Source organism: Neobacillus sp. GCM10027624 (assembly GCF_042675345.1).
Lineage (GTDB): Bacteria > Bacillota > Bacilli > Bacillales > Cytobacillaceae > Neobacillus > Neobacillus cucumis_D.
In genome coordinates, this window is record NZ_JBHTHD010000002.1 from 653,369 (window position 1) to 668,650 (window position 15,282).

The 15,282-nt window shown below is 38.2% G+C and carries 14 protein-coding genes and 1 pseudogene; 2 read left to right on the forward strand and 13 right to left on the reverse strand.

Going from position 1 to position 15,282, the window contains the following annotated elements:
• Positions 1-90 precede the first annotated feature (90 nt).
• The 5 genes from ACFQZ9_RS03205 to ACFQZ9_RS03225 form a co-directional block, all read right to left on the reverse strand.
• Entirely contained in the window at positions 91-609 is a 519-nt protein-coding gene (locus ACFQZ9_RS03205) for an acyl-CoA thioesterase (RefSeq protein ID WP_498942288.1), read from the reverse strand.
• Between the two features lie 85 nt (positions 610-694).
• A complete protein-coding gene (odhB, locus tag ACFQZ9_RS03210) occupies positions 695-1,921 on the reverse strand; it encodes a 2-oxoglutarate dehydrogenase complex dihydrolipoyllysine-residue succinyltransferase (protein ID WP_498942289.1) in 1,227 nt (408 codons plus the stop codon).
• 46 nt (positions 1,922-1,967) lie between these two features.
• Complete coding sequence (locus tag ACFQZ9_RS03215; RefSeq protein WP_498942594.1) at positions 1,968-4,859, reverse strand: 2-oxoglutarate dehydrogenase E1 component; 2,892 nt, start codon at positions 4,857-4,859, stop codon at positions 1,968-1,970.
• A 162-nt stretch (positions 4,860-5,021) separates the two neighbouring features.
• On the reverse strand, positions 5,022-6,320 hold the full coding sequence (locus tag ACFQZ9_RS03220; RefSeq protein ID WP_498942290.1) for a Glu/Leu/Phe/Val family dehydrogenase: 1,299 nt from the start codon (positions 6,318-6,320) through the stop codon (positions 5,022-5,024).
• A 178-nt stretch (positions 6,321-6,498) separates the two neighbouring features.
• Positions 6,499-7,338 (reverse strand): DUF5995 family protein, encoded by an 840-nt coding sequence (locus ACFQZ9_RS03225; RefSeq protein ID WP_498942291.1) that lies wholly within the window; start codon positions 7,336-7,338, stop codon positions 6,499-6,501.
• Positions 7,339-7,565: 227 nt separating this feature from the next.
• Between ACFQZ9_RS03225 and ACFQZ9_RS03230 the strand changes: the two genes are divergently transcribed.
• On the forward strand, positions 7,566-8,354 hold the full coding sequence (locus ACFQZ9_RS03230; protein WP_498942292.1) for a hypothetical protein: 789 nt from the start codon (positions 7,566-7,568) through the stop codon (positions 8,352-8,354).
• Between the two features lie 365 nt (positions 8,355-8,719).
• Here ACFQZ9_RS03230 and ACFQZ9_RS03235 read toward each other — a convergent pair whose 3' ends face one another.
• The 5 genes from ACFQZ9_RS03235 to ACFQZ9_RS03255 form a co-directional block, all read right to left on the reverse strand.
• Positions 8,720-9,241 (reverse strand): hypothetical protein, encoded by a 522-nt coding sequence (locus ACFQZ9_RS03235; protein WP_498942293.1) that lies wholly within the window; start codon positions 9,239-9,241, stop codon positions 8,720-8,722.
• Between the two features lie 63 nt (positions 9,242-9,304).
• The gene (locus ACFQZ9_RS03240; RefSeq protein WP_498942294.1) at positions 9,305-9,505 is read right to left on the reverse strand and encodes a hypothetical protein; all 201 of its coding nucleotides are present in this window, start codon (positions 9,503-9,505) and stop codon (positions 9,305-9,307) included.
• 77 nt (positions 9,506-9,582) lie between these two features.
• On the reverse strand, positions 9,583-10,176 hold the full coding sequence (locus ACFQZ9_RS03245; protein ID WP_498942295.1) for a dienelactone hydrolase family protein: 594 nt from the start codon (positions 10,174-10,176) through the stop codon (positions 9,583-9,585).
• A 169-nt stretch (positions 10,177-10,345) separates the two neighbouring features.
• Positions 10,346-10,885, reverse strand: a complete 540-nt coding sequence (locus tag ACFQZ9_RS03250) for a helicase (RefSeq protein ID WP_498942296.1) — start codon at positions 10,883-10,885, stop codon at positions 10,346-10,348.
• 165 nt (positions 10,886-11,050) lie between these two features.
• Entirely contained in the window at positions 11,051-11,725 is a 675-nt protein-coding gene (locus ACFQZ9_RS03255; protein ID WP_498942297.1) for an alpha/beta family hydrolase, read from the reverse strand.
• Positions 11,726-12,336: 611 nt separating this feature from the next.
• Between ACFQZ9_RS03255 and ACFQZ9_RS03260 the strand changes: the two genes are divergently transcribed.
• Positions 12,337-12,588, forward strand: a complete 252-nt coding sequence (locus ACFQZ9_RS03260; protein WP_498942595.1) for an AAA family ATPase — start codon at positions 12,337-12,339, stop codon at positions 12,586-12,588.
• 251 nt (positions 12,589-12,839) lie between these two features.
• Here the strand turns inward: ACFQZ9_RS03260 and ACFQZ9_RS03265 are convergent, their stop codons facing one another.
• From ACFQZ9_RS03265 to ACFQZ9_RS03275, 3 genes and pseudogenes are all read right to left on the reverse strand, one after another.
• Positions 12,840-13,277 (reverse strand): VOC family protein, encoded by a 438-nt coding sequence (locus ACFQZ9_RS03265; RefSeq protein WP_498942298.1) that lies wholly within the window; start codon positions 13,275-13,277, stop codon positions 12,840-12,842.
• Between the two features lie 504 nt (positions 13,278-13,781).
• On the reverse strand, positions 13,782-14,270 hold the full coding sequence (locus tag ACFQZ9_RS03270; RefSeq protein WP_498942299.1) for a CBO0543 family protein: 489 nt from the start codon (positions 14,268-14,270) through the stop codon (positions 13,782-13,784).
• A gap of 420 nt (positions 14,271-14,690) precedes the next feature.
• Positions 14,691-15,229 (reverse strand): annotated as a pseudogene (locus tag ACFQZ9_RS03275) (NAD(P)H-dependent oxidoreductase); the annotation flags it as partial.
• Positions 15,230-15,282: the final 53 nt, after the last annotated feature.

The window sequence follows — 15,282 nt, forward strand, 5'->3', positions numbered from 1 at the left end:
AAAACACCTCCAATAAATTATATCTATTCCTTTTTTCTCAAAAGATTCCTCGAGCCTAGAATCATCCCTTTTAAACAACTAAACTAGCTATTATGGTTGATCCCAAGGATGATTCATTGTTAAATAGCTGGCCAATTCTTTACTTTTTTGCTTTCTTTCTTTTCGCATTTTTGCCCGCTCAGGTGCGGTTTCATGCAACTTTTTCTCTTCTTCCGTTTCCGGAATGATTTGCGGGACACGTGCCGGACGTTTATGTTCATCAAGTGCTACAAATGTTAGTAGTGCAGTCGCTGCGATTTTACGCTCACCGCTTTTTAAGTCTTCGGCAATAATTTTTACAAAAACCTCCATCGATGAGGTTCCTGTCCAAGTTACATACGATTCAAAACAGACGGAATCTGTCGTTCGAATCGGATGCAGGAAATCTACCGAATCGGTTGAAGCAGTTACACATTCTCTACGGCTATGACGCGCTGCAGATATAGAAGCAACCTGGTCCTCATCACTCATTAGCCGGCCGCCAAACAATGTATTGTGGTTATTCACATCGTTTGGGAATATACGGCTTGTTCGGATCACCCGCGTTTCTTTACAGTATTTTGCTTCCATAAAATACTTCCCCCCTAAAACATCCCAATCTCTTCGCCGTATATTTTACTTATTTCAGGAATTCACAGAACTTATTTTACTAGCTTTACCCTTCCAATAATAAGGATTCCGGATCCTCCAACAGGTCTTTTACCAGGGCCAGGAAGCTGACTGCTTCTTTTCCGTCGACTATCCGGTGATCATATGACAAGGCAATATACATCATCGGACGGTTCTCCATCCTCTCGGCATCAATCGCAACGGGTCTTATCTGAATTTTATGCATGCCGAGAATTCCCACCTGCGGGCTGTTTAAAATCGGCGTGGACATCAAGGAACCAAAGACGCCGCCGTTTGTAATCGTAAACGTTCCTCCTTGCAGGTCTTTTAACGCAAGGGCATTGTCACGCGCTTTTTTCCCAAGCTCACTAATTTCTCTTTCAATTTCAGCAAAATTCAATGTATTTGCATCACGCACAACTGGCACTACTAATCCTTCCGGAGCTGCAACCGCAATTCCAATATCATAAAATTTCTTGACAATAATCTCATCGCCTTGAATTTCCGCATTCAAAAGCGGGAATTGCTTTAATGCCGCCACAACGGCTTTTGTAAAAAAGGACATGAAGCCAAGACGGGTATTGTGCTTTTCATAAAACATATCTTTACGCTTTTTACGCAAATCCATAATCGCTGACATATCAACTTCGTTAAATGTGGTTAGCATTGCTGCCGTTTGTTGAACCTCCACCAAGCGTTTCGCAATCGTTTGACGGCGGCGGGACATTTTTACGCGCTCTACCGGTTTATTAAACTCTGTTTCTGTCTTAGCTGCTGGTTTCGACTTTTCCACTTTTGGCTCCACTGCAGGTACCTGTGGCTGCGCTTTGAAATCATGCGGTCTAATTCTGCCCAGCGGATCACTGCTTTTTACATCTTTCAAATCAATGCCCATTTCTCTCGCATATTTTCTTGCTGCAGGAGAAGCAATCGGATGCTCTGTTCCCGGAAATCCATGGATCGGCTGGTTGTTAGGTTGAGGAAGGACTTCCTCTTTTTGAGGCTCAGGAAATGCCGTTTGAAATGTTTCTGCCACCGCATTTTCTTCCAAAATCGCGATGACTTCCCCTACTTCCACTGTATCCCCCGGCTCCTTTAACATTTTTGTTAAAAAACCCGCATGTTCTGTATTGATTTCCAAATTGACTTTATCTGTTTCAAGCTCGACTACAATATCCCCTTTATTGACTTTTTCGCCGACTTTAATCATCCATTGTGCAATGGTTCCCTCCGAAATGGATTCTGCAAGCTCCGGTACCTTGATTTCAATCATGTCGATATCCCCTTTTGTGTTTTCATAGTTTCTATCAAACGGAAGTTTACCCGATTACTATTTTTTCCGGCTTCTGATTAGCTCGTAATCTTACGATTTTCAACGCTTGATTCACGATTCGTTCTTGTTCTTTCTTGTGAATATCAGGATCTCCACCTGCAGGACTGGAACGATCCGGTCGTCCAATGTAACTAACTTTTAAGGAACCGGAAGCTAGTTCAAACAGAATTGGGGCGATATAATACCACGCTCCCATATTTTTCGGCTCTTCTTGCACCCATGCGATTTCCTCCAGGTTTGGGTAGTGCTCAAGAATCACTTCTACCTTTTCTTTCGGAAATGGATACAACTGTTCCAAACGTACGATATGAATCTCATCAAAGTTTTGATTTTCCTTACCTGATCCTACTTCTGCCGATAAATCAATTGCGATTTTCCCGGTTGTTAATATCAGACGCTTCACTTTATCCGCTTTTTTGCCAAGCTCTGGCTGTTCTAAGACGGTTTGGAAATGGCCCATGCTAAGGTCTGTTCCAGGAGAGGTGGTAAGTGGATGGCGCAGCAAGCTTTTCGGTGTCATGATTACCAATGGCCGAACAAACTCTGTTCGGAGTGCTGCCGCTTGCCGACGCAAAATATGAAAATATTGAGCTGCACTTGTCACGCTCGCGACCGTCCAGTTGTTTTCGGCTGCCAGCTGTAAAAAGCGTTCCGGTCTGGCGCTTGAATGCTCTGGTCCTTGTCCTTCATACCCGTGAGGCAAGAGGAGTACAAGCCCCGATTTTTGGCCCCATTTCGCTCTTCCCGCAGAAACGAATTGATCAAAGAGTGGCTGAGCCGTGTTGGAAAAGTCTCCATATTGCGCTTCCCAGATCACGAGTGTTTCAGGAGCGAACACGTTATAGCCGTACTCAAACCCTACTACTGCCGCTTCAGAAAGCGGGCTGTTATGAACCGCAAAGGAAGCATTTGCTTGCGGTAAGCGGTGCAGCGGAGAAAACGTCTCGTTTGTTTCCGCATCATGCAAGACAATATGACGTTGCGCAAAAGTTCCGCGCTCAGAATCCTGTCCCGTTAGACGAATTGGTGTACCGTCTTTTAAAATGGTGGCAAATGCCAGCGCTTCAGCTAAAGCCCACTCTACTTTACCATTCTCCTCTAGCGCTTTCTCACGACGCTCGAGAATGCGTTTTAATTTTGGGTACACCTTAAAACCTTCAGGCCATTTCAGTAAGGCGCTGTTTAGTTCACGAAGTGTATCAAATGGAACTCCCGTCTCCATCCTTGGAATTCCTTTGATAATTACCTCTGGTACCTCCACTTCTGTAACTCTATGATCCTTATTTTTATCTGCAATTTTTTCATATTCGATCTGCAGCGTTTCTTGAACGGAACGAGTCATCTGGTCGATTTCCTCTTGACTTAGAAGTCCAATTTCTTGTAATTGATTGGCATAGATCTCTCTTACCGTTGGATGCTTCGCCATCTTTTTGTAAACCTTTGGCTGTGTAACCGCTGGATCATCCATTTCATTATGACCAAAGCGCCGATAGCCGACCAAGTCAATCAAAAAGTCTTTTTTAAAACGAGCTCGATACTGATAGGCAAGATTGGCAGCAGCAAGACATGCTTCCGGATCATCGGCATTTACATGCACAATTGGGATCTCAAATCCTTTCGCAAGATCACTGGCATATCTCGTGGTACGTGAATCATGGCTGTCTGTGGTAAAGCCAACCCTATTGTTTGCGATGATATGGATGGTCCCCCCTGTTTGGTATCCTTTTAATCCGCCCAAATTTAAGGTTTCCGCTACAATTCCCTGGCCTGGAAACGCCGCATCACCATGGACCAGGATAGCAAAGGATTTGGAAAAATCTTGTTCTGGGTAACCCGCAGTGTCACGTTCTTCCTGGGCAGCTCGGGTAAAACCAGCTACAACCGGATCCACAAATTCAAGATGGCTCGGATTATTCGCCAACGACACTCTTGCTGGAAAAACTTCCGTTTCGGTGATGGATCTGTCTCTGCCCAAATGATACTTTACATCACCTGTCCAACCATAATTAATTCCCATCGATCCTTCTGACGGTACAAGTTCTTTATTTGGAGAATGATGAAATTCTGAAAAAATGCTCCCGTACGGTTTTCCTAAAATATGCGCCAGCACATTTAATCGTCCCCTGTGCGCCATTCCGATCATAACATTGCGCACTCCGTCATGAACCCCTTCAATGATGACTTCATCCAGCATCGGTACCAGCATGTCCACCCCTTCGATGGAGAAGCGTTTTTGTCCTACAAATGTTTTGTGTAAAAATTGTTCAAACGCTTCTACTTCTGTTAGGCGCTTCAAAAGATTGGATCGTTCTTTTTTTGAAAGCACACGCTGGATGGCACCTGTTTCCGTCTTATTTTGCAACCAGGCTCGTTCTTCGCTGCTATCCACATGATTAAACTCGTAAGCTAACGTAGAGGTATAAATGCTTTTTAGCCAATTTACTGCATTCCAAGCTGTTTGGATTTCTTCTGGCGCATCCGCCCATACCCAATTCGCGGGAATCGCTTTCAAATCATCGATGCTTAATCCATATTTTTCTGGGCAGAATAAATGATTGTCTTTGACATCCTCCTCTAGCGGATTAATATTTGCCGCCAAATGACCATGTGATCGAATATCCTCCAACAATTTCCCCGCTTTAAGTGCTTTTTCGATCATTATTTTGTGGTCAGAAATCATGAATTCCTGTTCCGTCGCTTTTTGCGAATGATTCGTTTCAACAGACAATGGTGAACCCCATTTTTCAAATAGCTTTTTTAATGCCGGATCAACAGTGTCGATTCCCTTCACATACTGCTCATATTGTTCAGCCACATAGCCAAGGTTTGGGCCGTGAAAACCACTCCATGGATTTTGTTTGTTGTTATCCACTACAATTCCCCCAATGGTACTTTTGTTCATTCAAATTGGTTATTGTTTTCTTTCTTTTAGTGACCATGGAACCGAAGATTTTGCATTTCTGGACACCGGGACCACTCCTCAGTGCCCTTCGAACTGTTTTTTTGCTTGCCGCGGAACTGAGAACGCGGAACATGAATTTTATACCCAGCCACGATAGTGGGAAGCTTCGGCCATCTTTCTGATTCCCACCATATAGGCAGCCAAACGCATATTTATTTGGTAAGTTTGTGCTGTAGAGAAAACTCTCTCAAAAGAATCGACTACTTTTTTGCGTAATTTCTCAGCTACCTCTTCTTCAGACCAATAATAACCTTGGTTGTTTTGTACCCATTCAAAATAGGAAACGGTTACCCCGCCAGAGCTGGCAAGTACATCCGGGACGAGAAGCACGTTCCGTTTTGCTAATATGTTTGTCGCTTCAAGGGTTGTTGGTCCATTTGCTGCTTCTACAATAATTTCAGCTTTTATCTTATCTGCATTCTCACGTGTAATTTGATTAGAGATAGCAGCTGGAACAAGAATTTCACATTCTTTTTCAAGTAATTCTTGATTCGTAATGACATTTGTAAATAAATTCGTTACGGTGCCGAAACTATCACGCCGGTCAAGCAAATATTCAATATCAAGCCCATCTGGATCATAAAGCGCACCATATGCATCAGAAATACCGATTACTTTTGCTCCCGCATCCTTCATAAATTTCGCTAAGTAACTCCCGGCATTTCCAAATCCTTGAACAATCACCCGCGCCCCTTTGATTGAAATGCCTCTTCGTTTTGCCGCCTCTTCAATACAGATCGTCACTCCTTGTGCAGTGGCTGTTTCACGTCCTTGTGAACCACCGAGTACAAGAGGTTTTCCTGTTATAAATCCCGGTGAATCAAATTCCTGAATCCGGCTATATTCATCCATCATCCAGGCCATAATTTGAGGATTTGTAAATACATCCGGTGCTGGTATATCTTTTGTTGGCCCGACAATTTGACTAACAGCACGTACATACCCTCGGCTTAAACGCTCTAATTCAGAAAATGACATGTTGCGAGGATCACAGATAATTCCGCCTTTCCCGCCACCATATGGAAGGTCGAAAATACCGCATTTTAAACTCATCCACATGGACAATGCTTTTACTTCCTCCTCATCTACTTCTGGATGAAAACGCACTCCCCCCTTTGTCGGACCGACTGCGTCGTTATGTTGTGAACGGTAGCCGGTAAAAATTTTGGTTGAACCGTCATCCATTCGAACCGGGATCCGTACCGTGAGTATCTTAAGCGGTTCTTTTAATAGCTCGTACATGGCATCGTTATATCCTAACTTTCGAACTGCCTCTTTTATGATGGACTGAGTTGAACTTAATAAATTTAATGTTTCATTTTGCTTACTGTCTTGCTTTTGAACTTGATTACTGTTAACCGTGACTACCGTTTCCATGTTTACACCTCTTATTTATAAATTATCCTTAAGCGCTTTCACATTGTTCTAATAAGAACGCACCTATAATCTATAATGGGACCTACATCATTAGACAAAAAAACACAAAATATCTTTTAAAAATTTTAATGTTAATGAAAAAAGGGGTTGAAAATTCTCCAAAACGTAAAAAGGAGAACTAAAAAGTTCCCCTTTTTTTCTTATAAAAATTGAATACCGCCTTCTCTTTTGATTCAAATTTATGATCGTTCAAGAGATCCATATTTCGCCCAATATTGTTGGATTCTCGAAGGCGAATCACCCATAACCCAGCTTTTAACATCCAAATCACTGGGTACGCTACCTTTTTTCCGATTGCTTCAATCTCATGATTCCGCTCGATTATGAGCTGCTCCCAATCCGATTCATTTGCAGCAGCCAGTTTCTGCGCAAAGTCCCATGCATAATTGCGGGCCTTTTCCATACTGAAGTTGATGATCGCTTTAGAAGCATTCGGATCAATTCGGTCCAAAAAACCAATCCATGGAGAAATCTGATCCAAGTCACTTCTTACTTCATCGACAAGGGACGCCAATATACTGTTTATTTTCATAAAATCCTCTTTTAACAATAAAATATCAGTATTTTTGCCGGTCATGGCAGCCGCAACCCCTAAATCGAGATTGATATGTGCATTCATGCCGAGCAGTAAGTGCTGGAGAAGGATCGGTCTTCTTTTTCGCGTGCAACGAAAGGCGAATTGCCAGCTGAGGCTGGTCGGTTTTCCGTTTAAATAGTCATTCAGCGAATTCAGATAGTAATTGGCGAAGCATACATCCAAACGCTCCATTCTGACTCCGTCCTCAAATTCGTTATTCAGAATACCTGTTTTCACTCGAACGGTTACCATTCGGTACAAAGAAGCAAAGTAGCCGATTTTGCTTTTATTTTCGATACTCATGGCAATAATTTGGTCCAACTGCCAAATGACTTCATCGATTGTCCTGGCATTTCCCAACGTAATAGATGGTCGATTCATTTCTCATTCTCCTAACCTCAGAAAATCACTTAAGCGAGATACTATAGTAAATTCCATAATCAAAAAGGCGGATCCTTCCGCCCCTTATTTGTTCAATATTATGCCAGATCGATGGTTAAAATGAAGCTATTTTTTATGGAATAGGTGAAAAAATTGGACAGGCTTAGTTATCCCTACTAATATAGAAATAGCTATAATGATAAAAAAATACTTGAGGTGAAGATCCATTGGAATATCATTCAGGGTCAGAAGAACAACAAGAAGAAATAATGAACGACGAAGAATATAGAGTTAGTGAGTACCCTACTAGGCAGGAAGCGAGAAGGGAACTTTCAAGAGAATCTAGACAATCGTTTAAGGACAGGAAAAAGAACCACGAAGATGTAGAGGAAAAGACGGAAGGTGACTCCCCATCTATATCCAGATCGCCAAAAAAGATAAAGAAGACGAAATCGAAAACGAAGTTGGAGATGTCCTGGGTAAAACTAGTCTTTAGGATTTTTATCGTAGCAGCTGTTTGGTATAACTTCCATTTCCTACTAAACTACATGAAAGGTCCTGCCAGCAATTTTACCGAAACTTTAATTGTGATTGGAATATGTGCAGGCGTTAATTTAATTGCGGTTTGGATTCTATTTTATAAACGTGCCTATATAAGGTTTTATCTTTCCTTAATGGCCGTTATAGGTTCATTCGCGTACTACGGGTATGTAAATTATACTCAACATTCCTTTTTGGGGAATAACAAGATCACATCGTTGATTGTGGTTGTTTCCGTTTTGATGGCGCTGAATCCTAGAATATACTCTTTTCCGAGAGGTATCGTATTTCTATTGATTCCGATTTTAGGAATCTATTTTAGCGGCAATCAATTCGCACTTGTATGGACCCTCATGTCTAATGCAGGATTAATTCTAATGTTTAGAAAGTCTAGAGTAAATAAATCAAAAGACAAGAAATCTAAAGATAAGAAAAAGGAAGAACAAACAAGAAAAAATAAAAAGCAAACAGCTTAAATTTAGAAAAACCAGTCTTATCATTAGGCTGGTTTTTAATTTTTCTATTTATTTAAAACGGACTGTAACTTTCATTATAAATTCCAAAACAATAGAGACGGATATTCCTCCCTGTATTTGTTCATTCAAATGCTATTAAAATCGTTATATTGATGCAAGTTGAACTGGTTACTGTGAGAGATTCATAAGTTTAAAGAATTCAGGTTCTGGCTTCATATATTTTATCCCTTTTTCCGACTCAAAATAAATCTCTTTTTCCTTTTCGTAAAGAACCTTCACCTTAATTTCGCCAAAATCAATTGTACTTTCTTTTTCGAGCGGTTTTGCCTTTTCGTTCCAATCGATTGCATGATTAATAAAGCCTACTATTTTATGAATCTCAGCTTTATCTTTAAGATTATACAATCTGAACTAGTTGAACTCTTATAGAGGCAAATGCTTTCCGGAACTTTATTTATCCAGGTCGAAGATTGATAAATAGGAGTCTGGTCGAAGATAACCTGCGTTTGTTGGTTCGTTTTATTATACGAAGCATTAATGGTTAATTCACCTTTAAAACCTTTTTTCGTCCAACGAGAATCAAATCCTCCCCAATCATTTTCAGGGTCATGATCATCAAGTGCAGATTGAACATATTCATTCTTCCATCCAAGTTTGGGAAGTTTCTTAAAGTAAAAATCATATAGATCCTTCCAGTGGTCCCCATCTATAACATATTGGTTTTCAGTTGGCTCTAACCCTTCAAATAAAGGAATATCGTCGTGTTGTTCAGGAATAATCGACATACCTTCATACGTATGATCATTCATTTTTTGATATCCGTACCAACCTCCTGCAACCAGTAAAATAATAACAGCAGCAAAAAAAATCCATTTTGTTTTCAGCATTTTCATCCCTACTTACGCCATTTTTTACTCCCTATTGTGTTGAAACACCCGTAAGCAGATAAGTTACCTTTTTTTCACTAGGATTCTATACACATCAATCATTAATGGAATACCACACACTAGAAAAATAAAGAATCCAATATACCGGAAAGTCATTGCAACCTCATAGATTATATCCATCCAAAAAAAGAAGCGTGGAATTGGTACAATCAGTAAAGCGAAACCAATCACTAATCCATAAAAAAGTGTTCTTTGTCTATCCATTTAAAAAGCTCCCCTCATGAAGAATTTTCCTAAATTGAATAATTCTCCATTTCTGGGTTAAAATCCTTGTTTGTCAATCAATGTGTCTTTAAGAAATTTAGCAATTCATTGAAAGCGTTTTGAGATGATTGTTCATTAAATTTAGTACAGTATGGGTCACTAAATCCGTGTTGTCCAAAACATTTATGTATTTCGATATGTTTTTTATCTAATTTTGAAATTAACTCATCCACACTAAAGGATTGTTCCTCTTCAGGAAAGAATAAAATTGTAGGACATACTGGTACTATTTGCGTGAAATTCCTAATTCTCGAACCATAGTATCCCACAACCCCATCAAGACACTCTTCCTCGCTACACAGCCAAGCAACGGTTGCCCCAACACTAAATCCAATAATATATATTTTTTGGTATTCATTTTTAACACCTAATAATAATTTCTTTATTTTATTTACAGCTTCAGAGAACCCTACATTCTTCATAAAATTAAGATAGGCAATCTCCTCTTCAGAATAATCAAATGGTTGCTCCCGTTCTAATAAATTCGGACAAATAACATCAAAATCTTGTTTTGATAATAAATCACAAAAATTTTTTATATGTTGATTAATGCCATAAATTTCGTGTATTACAATAATCAAATCACCTGATTTTTTCAGGATCTGAAGCATTTTAATCCCCCTAAAAATGATTTTACATTAATAGATTTAAAGAAATTATATCATTTCATATTGAACTAACCCCTTTAGTGGAACAAACAAAAAAGGGCTGCCGGCCACCGGTTCTTTTACTAAAGCACAAGTTTAGTTGAATAAAAGAAGGTAAGTTTCTCTTGATTACTCACTTCTTAAAGTTTTTTTGTTTGACAAAGATAAAGTGGTCTTCAGACTTCCAAACGTGCAGATGGTCAGCAATGTATCCGCGTAGCCACAACACGCCATTAATTCTTCTAAGATAAAAACCTTTCGGAAAATCATCGTCTTTAGTTAATATCTCCGATGCTATTGTGATGGCGCCAGATGGAGCTTGATGTTGTTGCGAGACATTCCCCAAATAGCCTTCTGGCTGATCTAGATACTCCAGTCTTAAGTGAGGTCCCAGCTCAAGTGGACACAATTCCAAACCAAGTTCGAATGCTTTTTTAAATAGCTGAGCCGTAGTAGCTCCATCAGGAAATCCAAGGTCCATAACGATTATTTCAACGGTCGTCAGGCTGTACTTTGTATCAGAAGTCGTAAATTTATCATCAGCAAACAGTCTTTCACCATACTTATTCATCAAAATGGAGTCTTGTTGCAATTTCTGAATAAGCTGCGATTTCGTAAGTCCGCCAACCTCTACGGTTCTAGTAATAAATGGACAATCAGGGTATATTTGCATTTGTGGTTACTCCTAAAAAATTGGGTATAAGGATTAAAAATTAATACATTCTACATTCTCCTTAAATCCCCTTGTTCAACTAACATAAGCTCCACCAAAACCATCCCCCTTACAGTTTATATTCTCAATTCTTATTGAACACCTGCCACATTACTTCAATAAGAATTATGATTTTAAAAATTCGTCCAATCTTTTCATTATCTTTTCCATAGCTATAATGGACTTTGAAGTATTAAATGGTTCAATATCTAATGAATGATTGGCATTGGGGACTTTTGCAATATTTATATTGTTTTTGATTGCTATTGATTCAATTTTGCTTGGAATATAATGAGTGTCTTTTTCTCCTATTACAATTAGGGATGAATGATTGCATATCAATAAGGTTTCATAAATTGATTCATACTTCAGTAAAGGTGTAAGTAAAACCATTTTAGAATTTAAATACATATCATTTTTCATAAGTCCATGAATCATAGGAATTGTACCAAGTGATTTTCCTAAAAACACAATTTCTTGATATTGATTTTCTCTAAGCACCTCAGTAATAACGGGATTTACATCATTAAAGATTATTTTTGTTATATCTGCTAAAGGAAGTTTCAATATATCTTGTTCATAAGAATAATGAATATGTACAACATCATACTTATTCTCGAGCATTGTCATTGTTGAATAATATAATAATGGCTTATCATATGTGTAACCTGCTCCAGAGAACATAAAACAAATAACTGGACTTCCATTTTCAATATAAGTGTAATGAACTTGTTTTTCATTAATAAATTTTGTTCTTTGATTAACCCTCATAATTGTTACTGCCCCCTTATCAACCTGCATCAAATTTCAATCCTAAAGCCCAATAATAATAGAGTAATGAAATAAAATCTTTCTTCAACAAACCAGCCTCGGTAGTTGAAGAAAAAATGGTGTCCTAATTCACATAAGGATGCCAATGGAAAATAGTAGTAAAAAACTATCGACAAATTCATAGATTTATAAACCGCTTGTCAATCACTTGCATATTATATAGTAGACGAGAAGGAAGCACCTTCGGTCAAATTGACTGACTAAGTAATAGTCAGTCCTTTTTTTCCTACTAAACTCCCTGTAGTACCATAAGAAAAAGGGATTGCCGCAGAAGTCCCATTTTTATACTCTTGCACCAAGAGTGACGGAGAGTCAAAGCGAATACCGCCTAATAGTCAGTACATCAAAAGCGAAGATATTTTATATGAGATTAAGAAGATTCAGCAGGAAGCGGTTCTTAAGGAAGGTTACCTGTACCAGCACTCTAAATTGGGTTATACTAAGGAAAATTTGGAAAAATTGAAACACTCTTCACAGATGTATAAACAAATCGAGATTATGAAGTTTGCCGATGAGAAGTATTCTAACGGAGAAACATCCATGCAAATATTTGATGAGTATCTTGCCTTAATGGATTATACCTGCTCGATGAACCTGAAACATCTCTTTCACCGGCAAACCAATTTCAGTTCGCGGAAGAAATCAATAAACTGTCTAGATTTTTTAACTGTCAGTTTGTTATAGCGACACATTCGCCATTTATGTTGGGAACACTAGATGCTAAAATCTATAATCTTGACGCTCCCCTTTTGAGAACCTATAGATGGACAGAACTTGAAAATGTAAGGTATTTCTACGACTTTTTCAGAGACCGTAAGAATGAATTTGAATAAATGACAGAAACATTTTTGGGCACTTCAGAAGGCATATAATAAAGGAACCAACAAAAATGTCAAATTATTTACTTCTGTAGGTTCCATTATTGAACTATTCTTCCAGCTAGCACAATAAAAAAGAGCCGCCATTATGGCTGCTGGATCTTTAAGTATTGCACCCGATAGCCGTCCATGAAGCAGAGCTTCACCACAAAGAATGGAATTTAAACCCGTTCTTCCATGGTAGTTTAAGAAGAAGTCTTTAATATTTATCTGATTTGCTCTGCCAACTCTAAAATAATTCCCTCTGGACCACGAACGTAGCATAACTTATAACTTTCTTCATATTGCTGTATTTCACTAAAGATTTCCGTGCCCTTCTTTTTCAATTTTGCAACTATAGCTTCAATATCTTCAACATTAAAGCAAATATGTCGGATACCCAGCGTATTTGCAAAAGGCTGCTGAATATCTTTTTCATCTGACGGCGTATAAAATTTGACTAGCTCTATCCATGCCTGACCATCTGGCACCCCCAATCCTACACAGGCCGTTTTAACATCCTTAAGCCCAACTATTCTATCCAACTGTTCTCCATCCAATTCCCATTCAGCTTTAACTTCAAGTCCTAAATCAAGAAAAAACGCTTTAACTTCTGAAAGATCATTTACGTTTATACTCACATGATCTATTCTATTGACCTTCATATCTCATACCTCCTATGTTCCTGTTATTTCAATACCTGTATTCGTGTCAGGTTTGTTTGTCATTCTAATTCGCTTAAAACAGAAAATATCCTTCTTCAATAAACCTGCCCGTTAGCCGTCCATGAAGCAGAGCTTCACCACAAAGAATGGAATTTAAACCCGTTCTTCCATGGTAGTTGAACAAGAAAAAGACCGCCATAACGATCCTCATCTTTAACTTTTGCACCCTATAGTTTAAGTGTAGTATTTCACAATCTTTTACCCTCATAATAAAAAGTGGTTGCCTTAGCAACCATTTCCAAACATATTGTAAAAAGGTTTTCATTAGATCCTATTTTACATAAAGTTGCCTGCCTTCCTTTTAGGAATGTCTCTCACTATAATTATGTTTTCGACCAATTTTTATTATCATATTACGAATGATAAATCCAATTCCGAAGCCCGGAAAAGCCACACTCCACAGTATAGCTTCTAACTTATACGTTTTCTTCGTAAAATCAACCTTTAATTTTCGGTTATATTTTGCTTACCTTTAAACCTATCCACTATTTTTAATAAACCAACTAACCCTCTAATCGTAAATAAAGTAAAGCTAACACTGGCAAAAGTATGAAAGGGTGACCATTTATTCCATTTAAATAATCTGGTGTTCTTTTCCATAAACCATTGACCAATACTCATAGGAACACTAAAAATTAAACTTTTAAGTAATATCTTCAAAAGTTTGTCGTTGTATGAAATCTTAACCCATATAACACTTAAAATGGGAAAAAATAACACGTCATAAATAATATTCGTCTTAAAAATTTTTGGAATAGGACGAACTGGATATTCAATTTTTTTTGTTCCAACAACATAAGCATCAATAAGAGTTGCTATCACCCCTTTTGAGAAAAAAATTACGAGGTTTTCTCTCATTTTTGTACCTTTAAATAAAAATGGCAAAGATGCGATACATAGGGATAATAGTAAGTTTAACAACTTTCTCTCCACTTCTTAACATCCTCTCAATTCTGTAATGGTTGTATCCTTACTCTAAAATTATTATGATTCCTATTGCTTTTCTTTCTCACAAAATTTGTCCTAGAATTAGTGTTTTCAATCATGAATTTTTTAACCTTCTGAAAACTAATTAAAACCAAAAATAAAAGGGGTATATAAATATAAATGGAAGATTGAGGAGATTTTATCAACATCCGTTTTATCTTTGATATTTATAACAATGATATGAACAATAATAATTGATATCCATAATGAATATCTTGGTTTGATTTTAAAGGATTGTTTCAAGATGCGTATTCCACCCCACAAGGAATCGTAAACAAACAAGAAAAAGTACCCCTTAGTAGACTTTTTTAGTATCTACACTTTGGGGTACTTTTTTCCGTATAGTTTTTTTCTAAAATAAAAAATTTATTGATTTGCTTTCTTTACCCACTCTGCAACTGTTACTGTACGCTTTGCTTGGTGCTTTACTGCTGCTTGGACATCTTCAATCATTTTTCCATCTTGACCAACAGTTACACTTGTTCCATAAGGATTTCCACCTGCTCCAAATGTTACAGGATCTGTATAACCAGGCGCAGCAACAATTGCACTCCAGTGATACATCGTTGTATAAAGTGATAATATAGTTGCCTCTTGACCACCGTGAGGATTCTGAGCAGAAGTCATTGCACTTACAACCTTATTCACTAGCTTCCCATTAAACCAAAGATCACCAGTAGTATCTAAGAATTGCTTCATCTGAGAAGGCATATTACAAAACGAGTAGGTACACTGAAAATAATCGCATCTGCCCATTCTAAATCTTCTAATTTAACCTCTGGTACATCTTTAGTAGCTTCAACATGTGATTTCCAAACAGGATTTCCTTCGATTGCAGATTGTGGTGCAAGTTCAGGCACTTTTAGAATCTTTACTTCAGCACCTGCTTCTTTCGCTCCTTCAGAAGTGATTTCAATCCCCCAGTGAAAGGAATAATTTATACTTACAGAAATCTTAC

Excerpts from the sequence above, each read along its gene's own strand:
- ACFQZ9_RS03255 (WP_498942297.1), bottom strand. The coding sequence starts at position 11,725 with ATGCAGGTTGATAAGGGGGCAGTAACAATTATGAGGGTTAATCAAAGA.
- ACFQZ9_RS03240 (WP_498942294.1), bottom strand. The coding sequence starts at position 9,505 with ATGGATAGACAAAGAACACTTTTTTATGGATTAGTGATTGGTTTCGCT.
- ACFQZ9_RS03205 (WP_498942288.1), bottom strand. The coding sequence starts at position 609 with ATGGAAGCAAAATACTGTAAAGAAACGCGGGTGATCCGAACAAGCCGT.
- odhB (WP_498942289.1), bottom strand. The coding sequence starts at position 1,921 with ATGATTGAAATCAAGGTACCGGAGCTTGCAGAATCCATTTCGGAGGGA.
- ACFQZ9_RS03225 (WP_498942291.1), bottom strand. The coding sequence starts at position 7,338 with ATGAATCGACCATCTATTACGTTGGGAAATGCCAGGACAATCGATGAA.
- ACFQZ9_RS03235 (WP_498942293.1), bottom strand. The coding sequence starts at position 9,241 with ATGCTGAAAACAAAATGGATTTTTTTTGCTGCTGTTATTATTTTACTG.
- ACFQZ9_RS03250 (WP_498942296.1), bottom strand. The coding sequence starts at position 10,885 with ATGCAAATATACCCTGATTGTCCATTTATTACTAGAACCGTAGAGGTT.
- ACFQZ9_RS03245 (WP_498942295.1), bottom strand. The coding sequence starts at position 10,176 with ATGCTTCAGATCCTGAAAAAATCAGGTGATTTGATTATTGTAATACAC.
- ACFQZ9_RS03220 (WP_498942290.1), bottom strand. The coding sequence starts at position 6,320 with ATGGAAACGGTAGTCACGGTTAACAGTAATCAAGTTCAAAAGCAAGAC.
- ACFQZ9_RS03265 (WP_498942298.1), bottom strand. The coding sequence starts at position 13,277 with ATGAAGGTCAATAGAATAGATCATGTGAGTATAAACGTAAATGATCTT.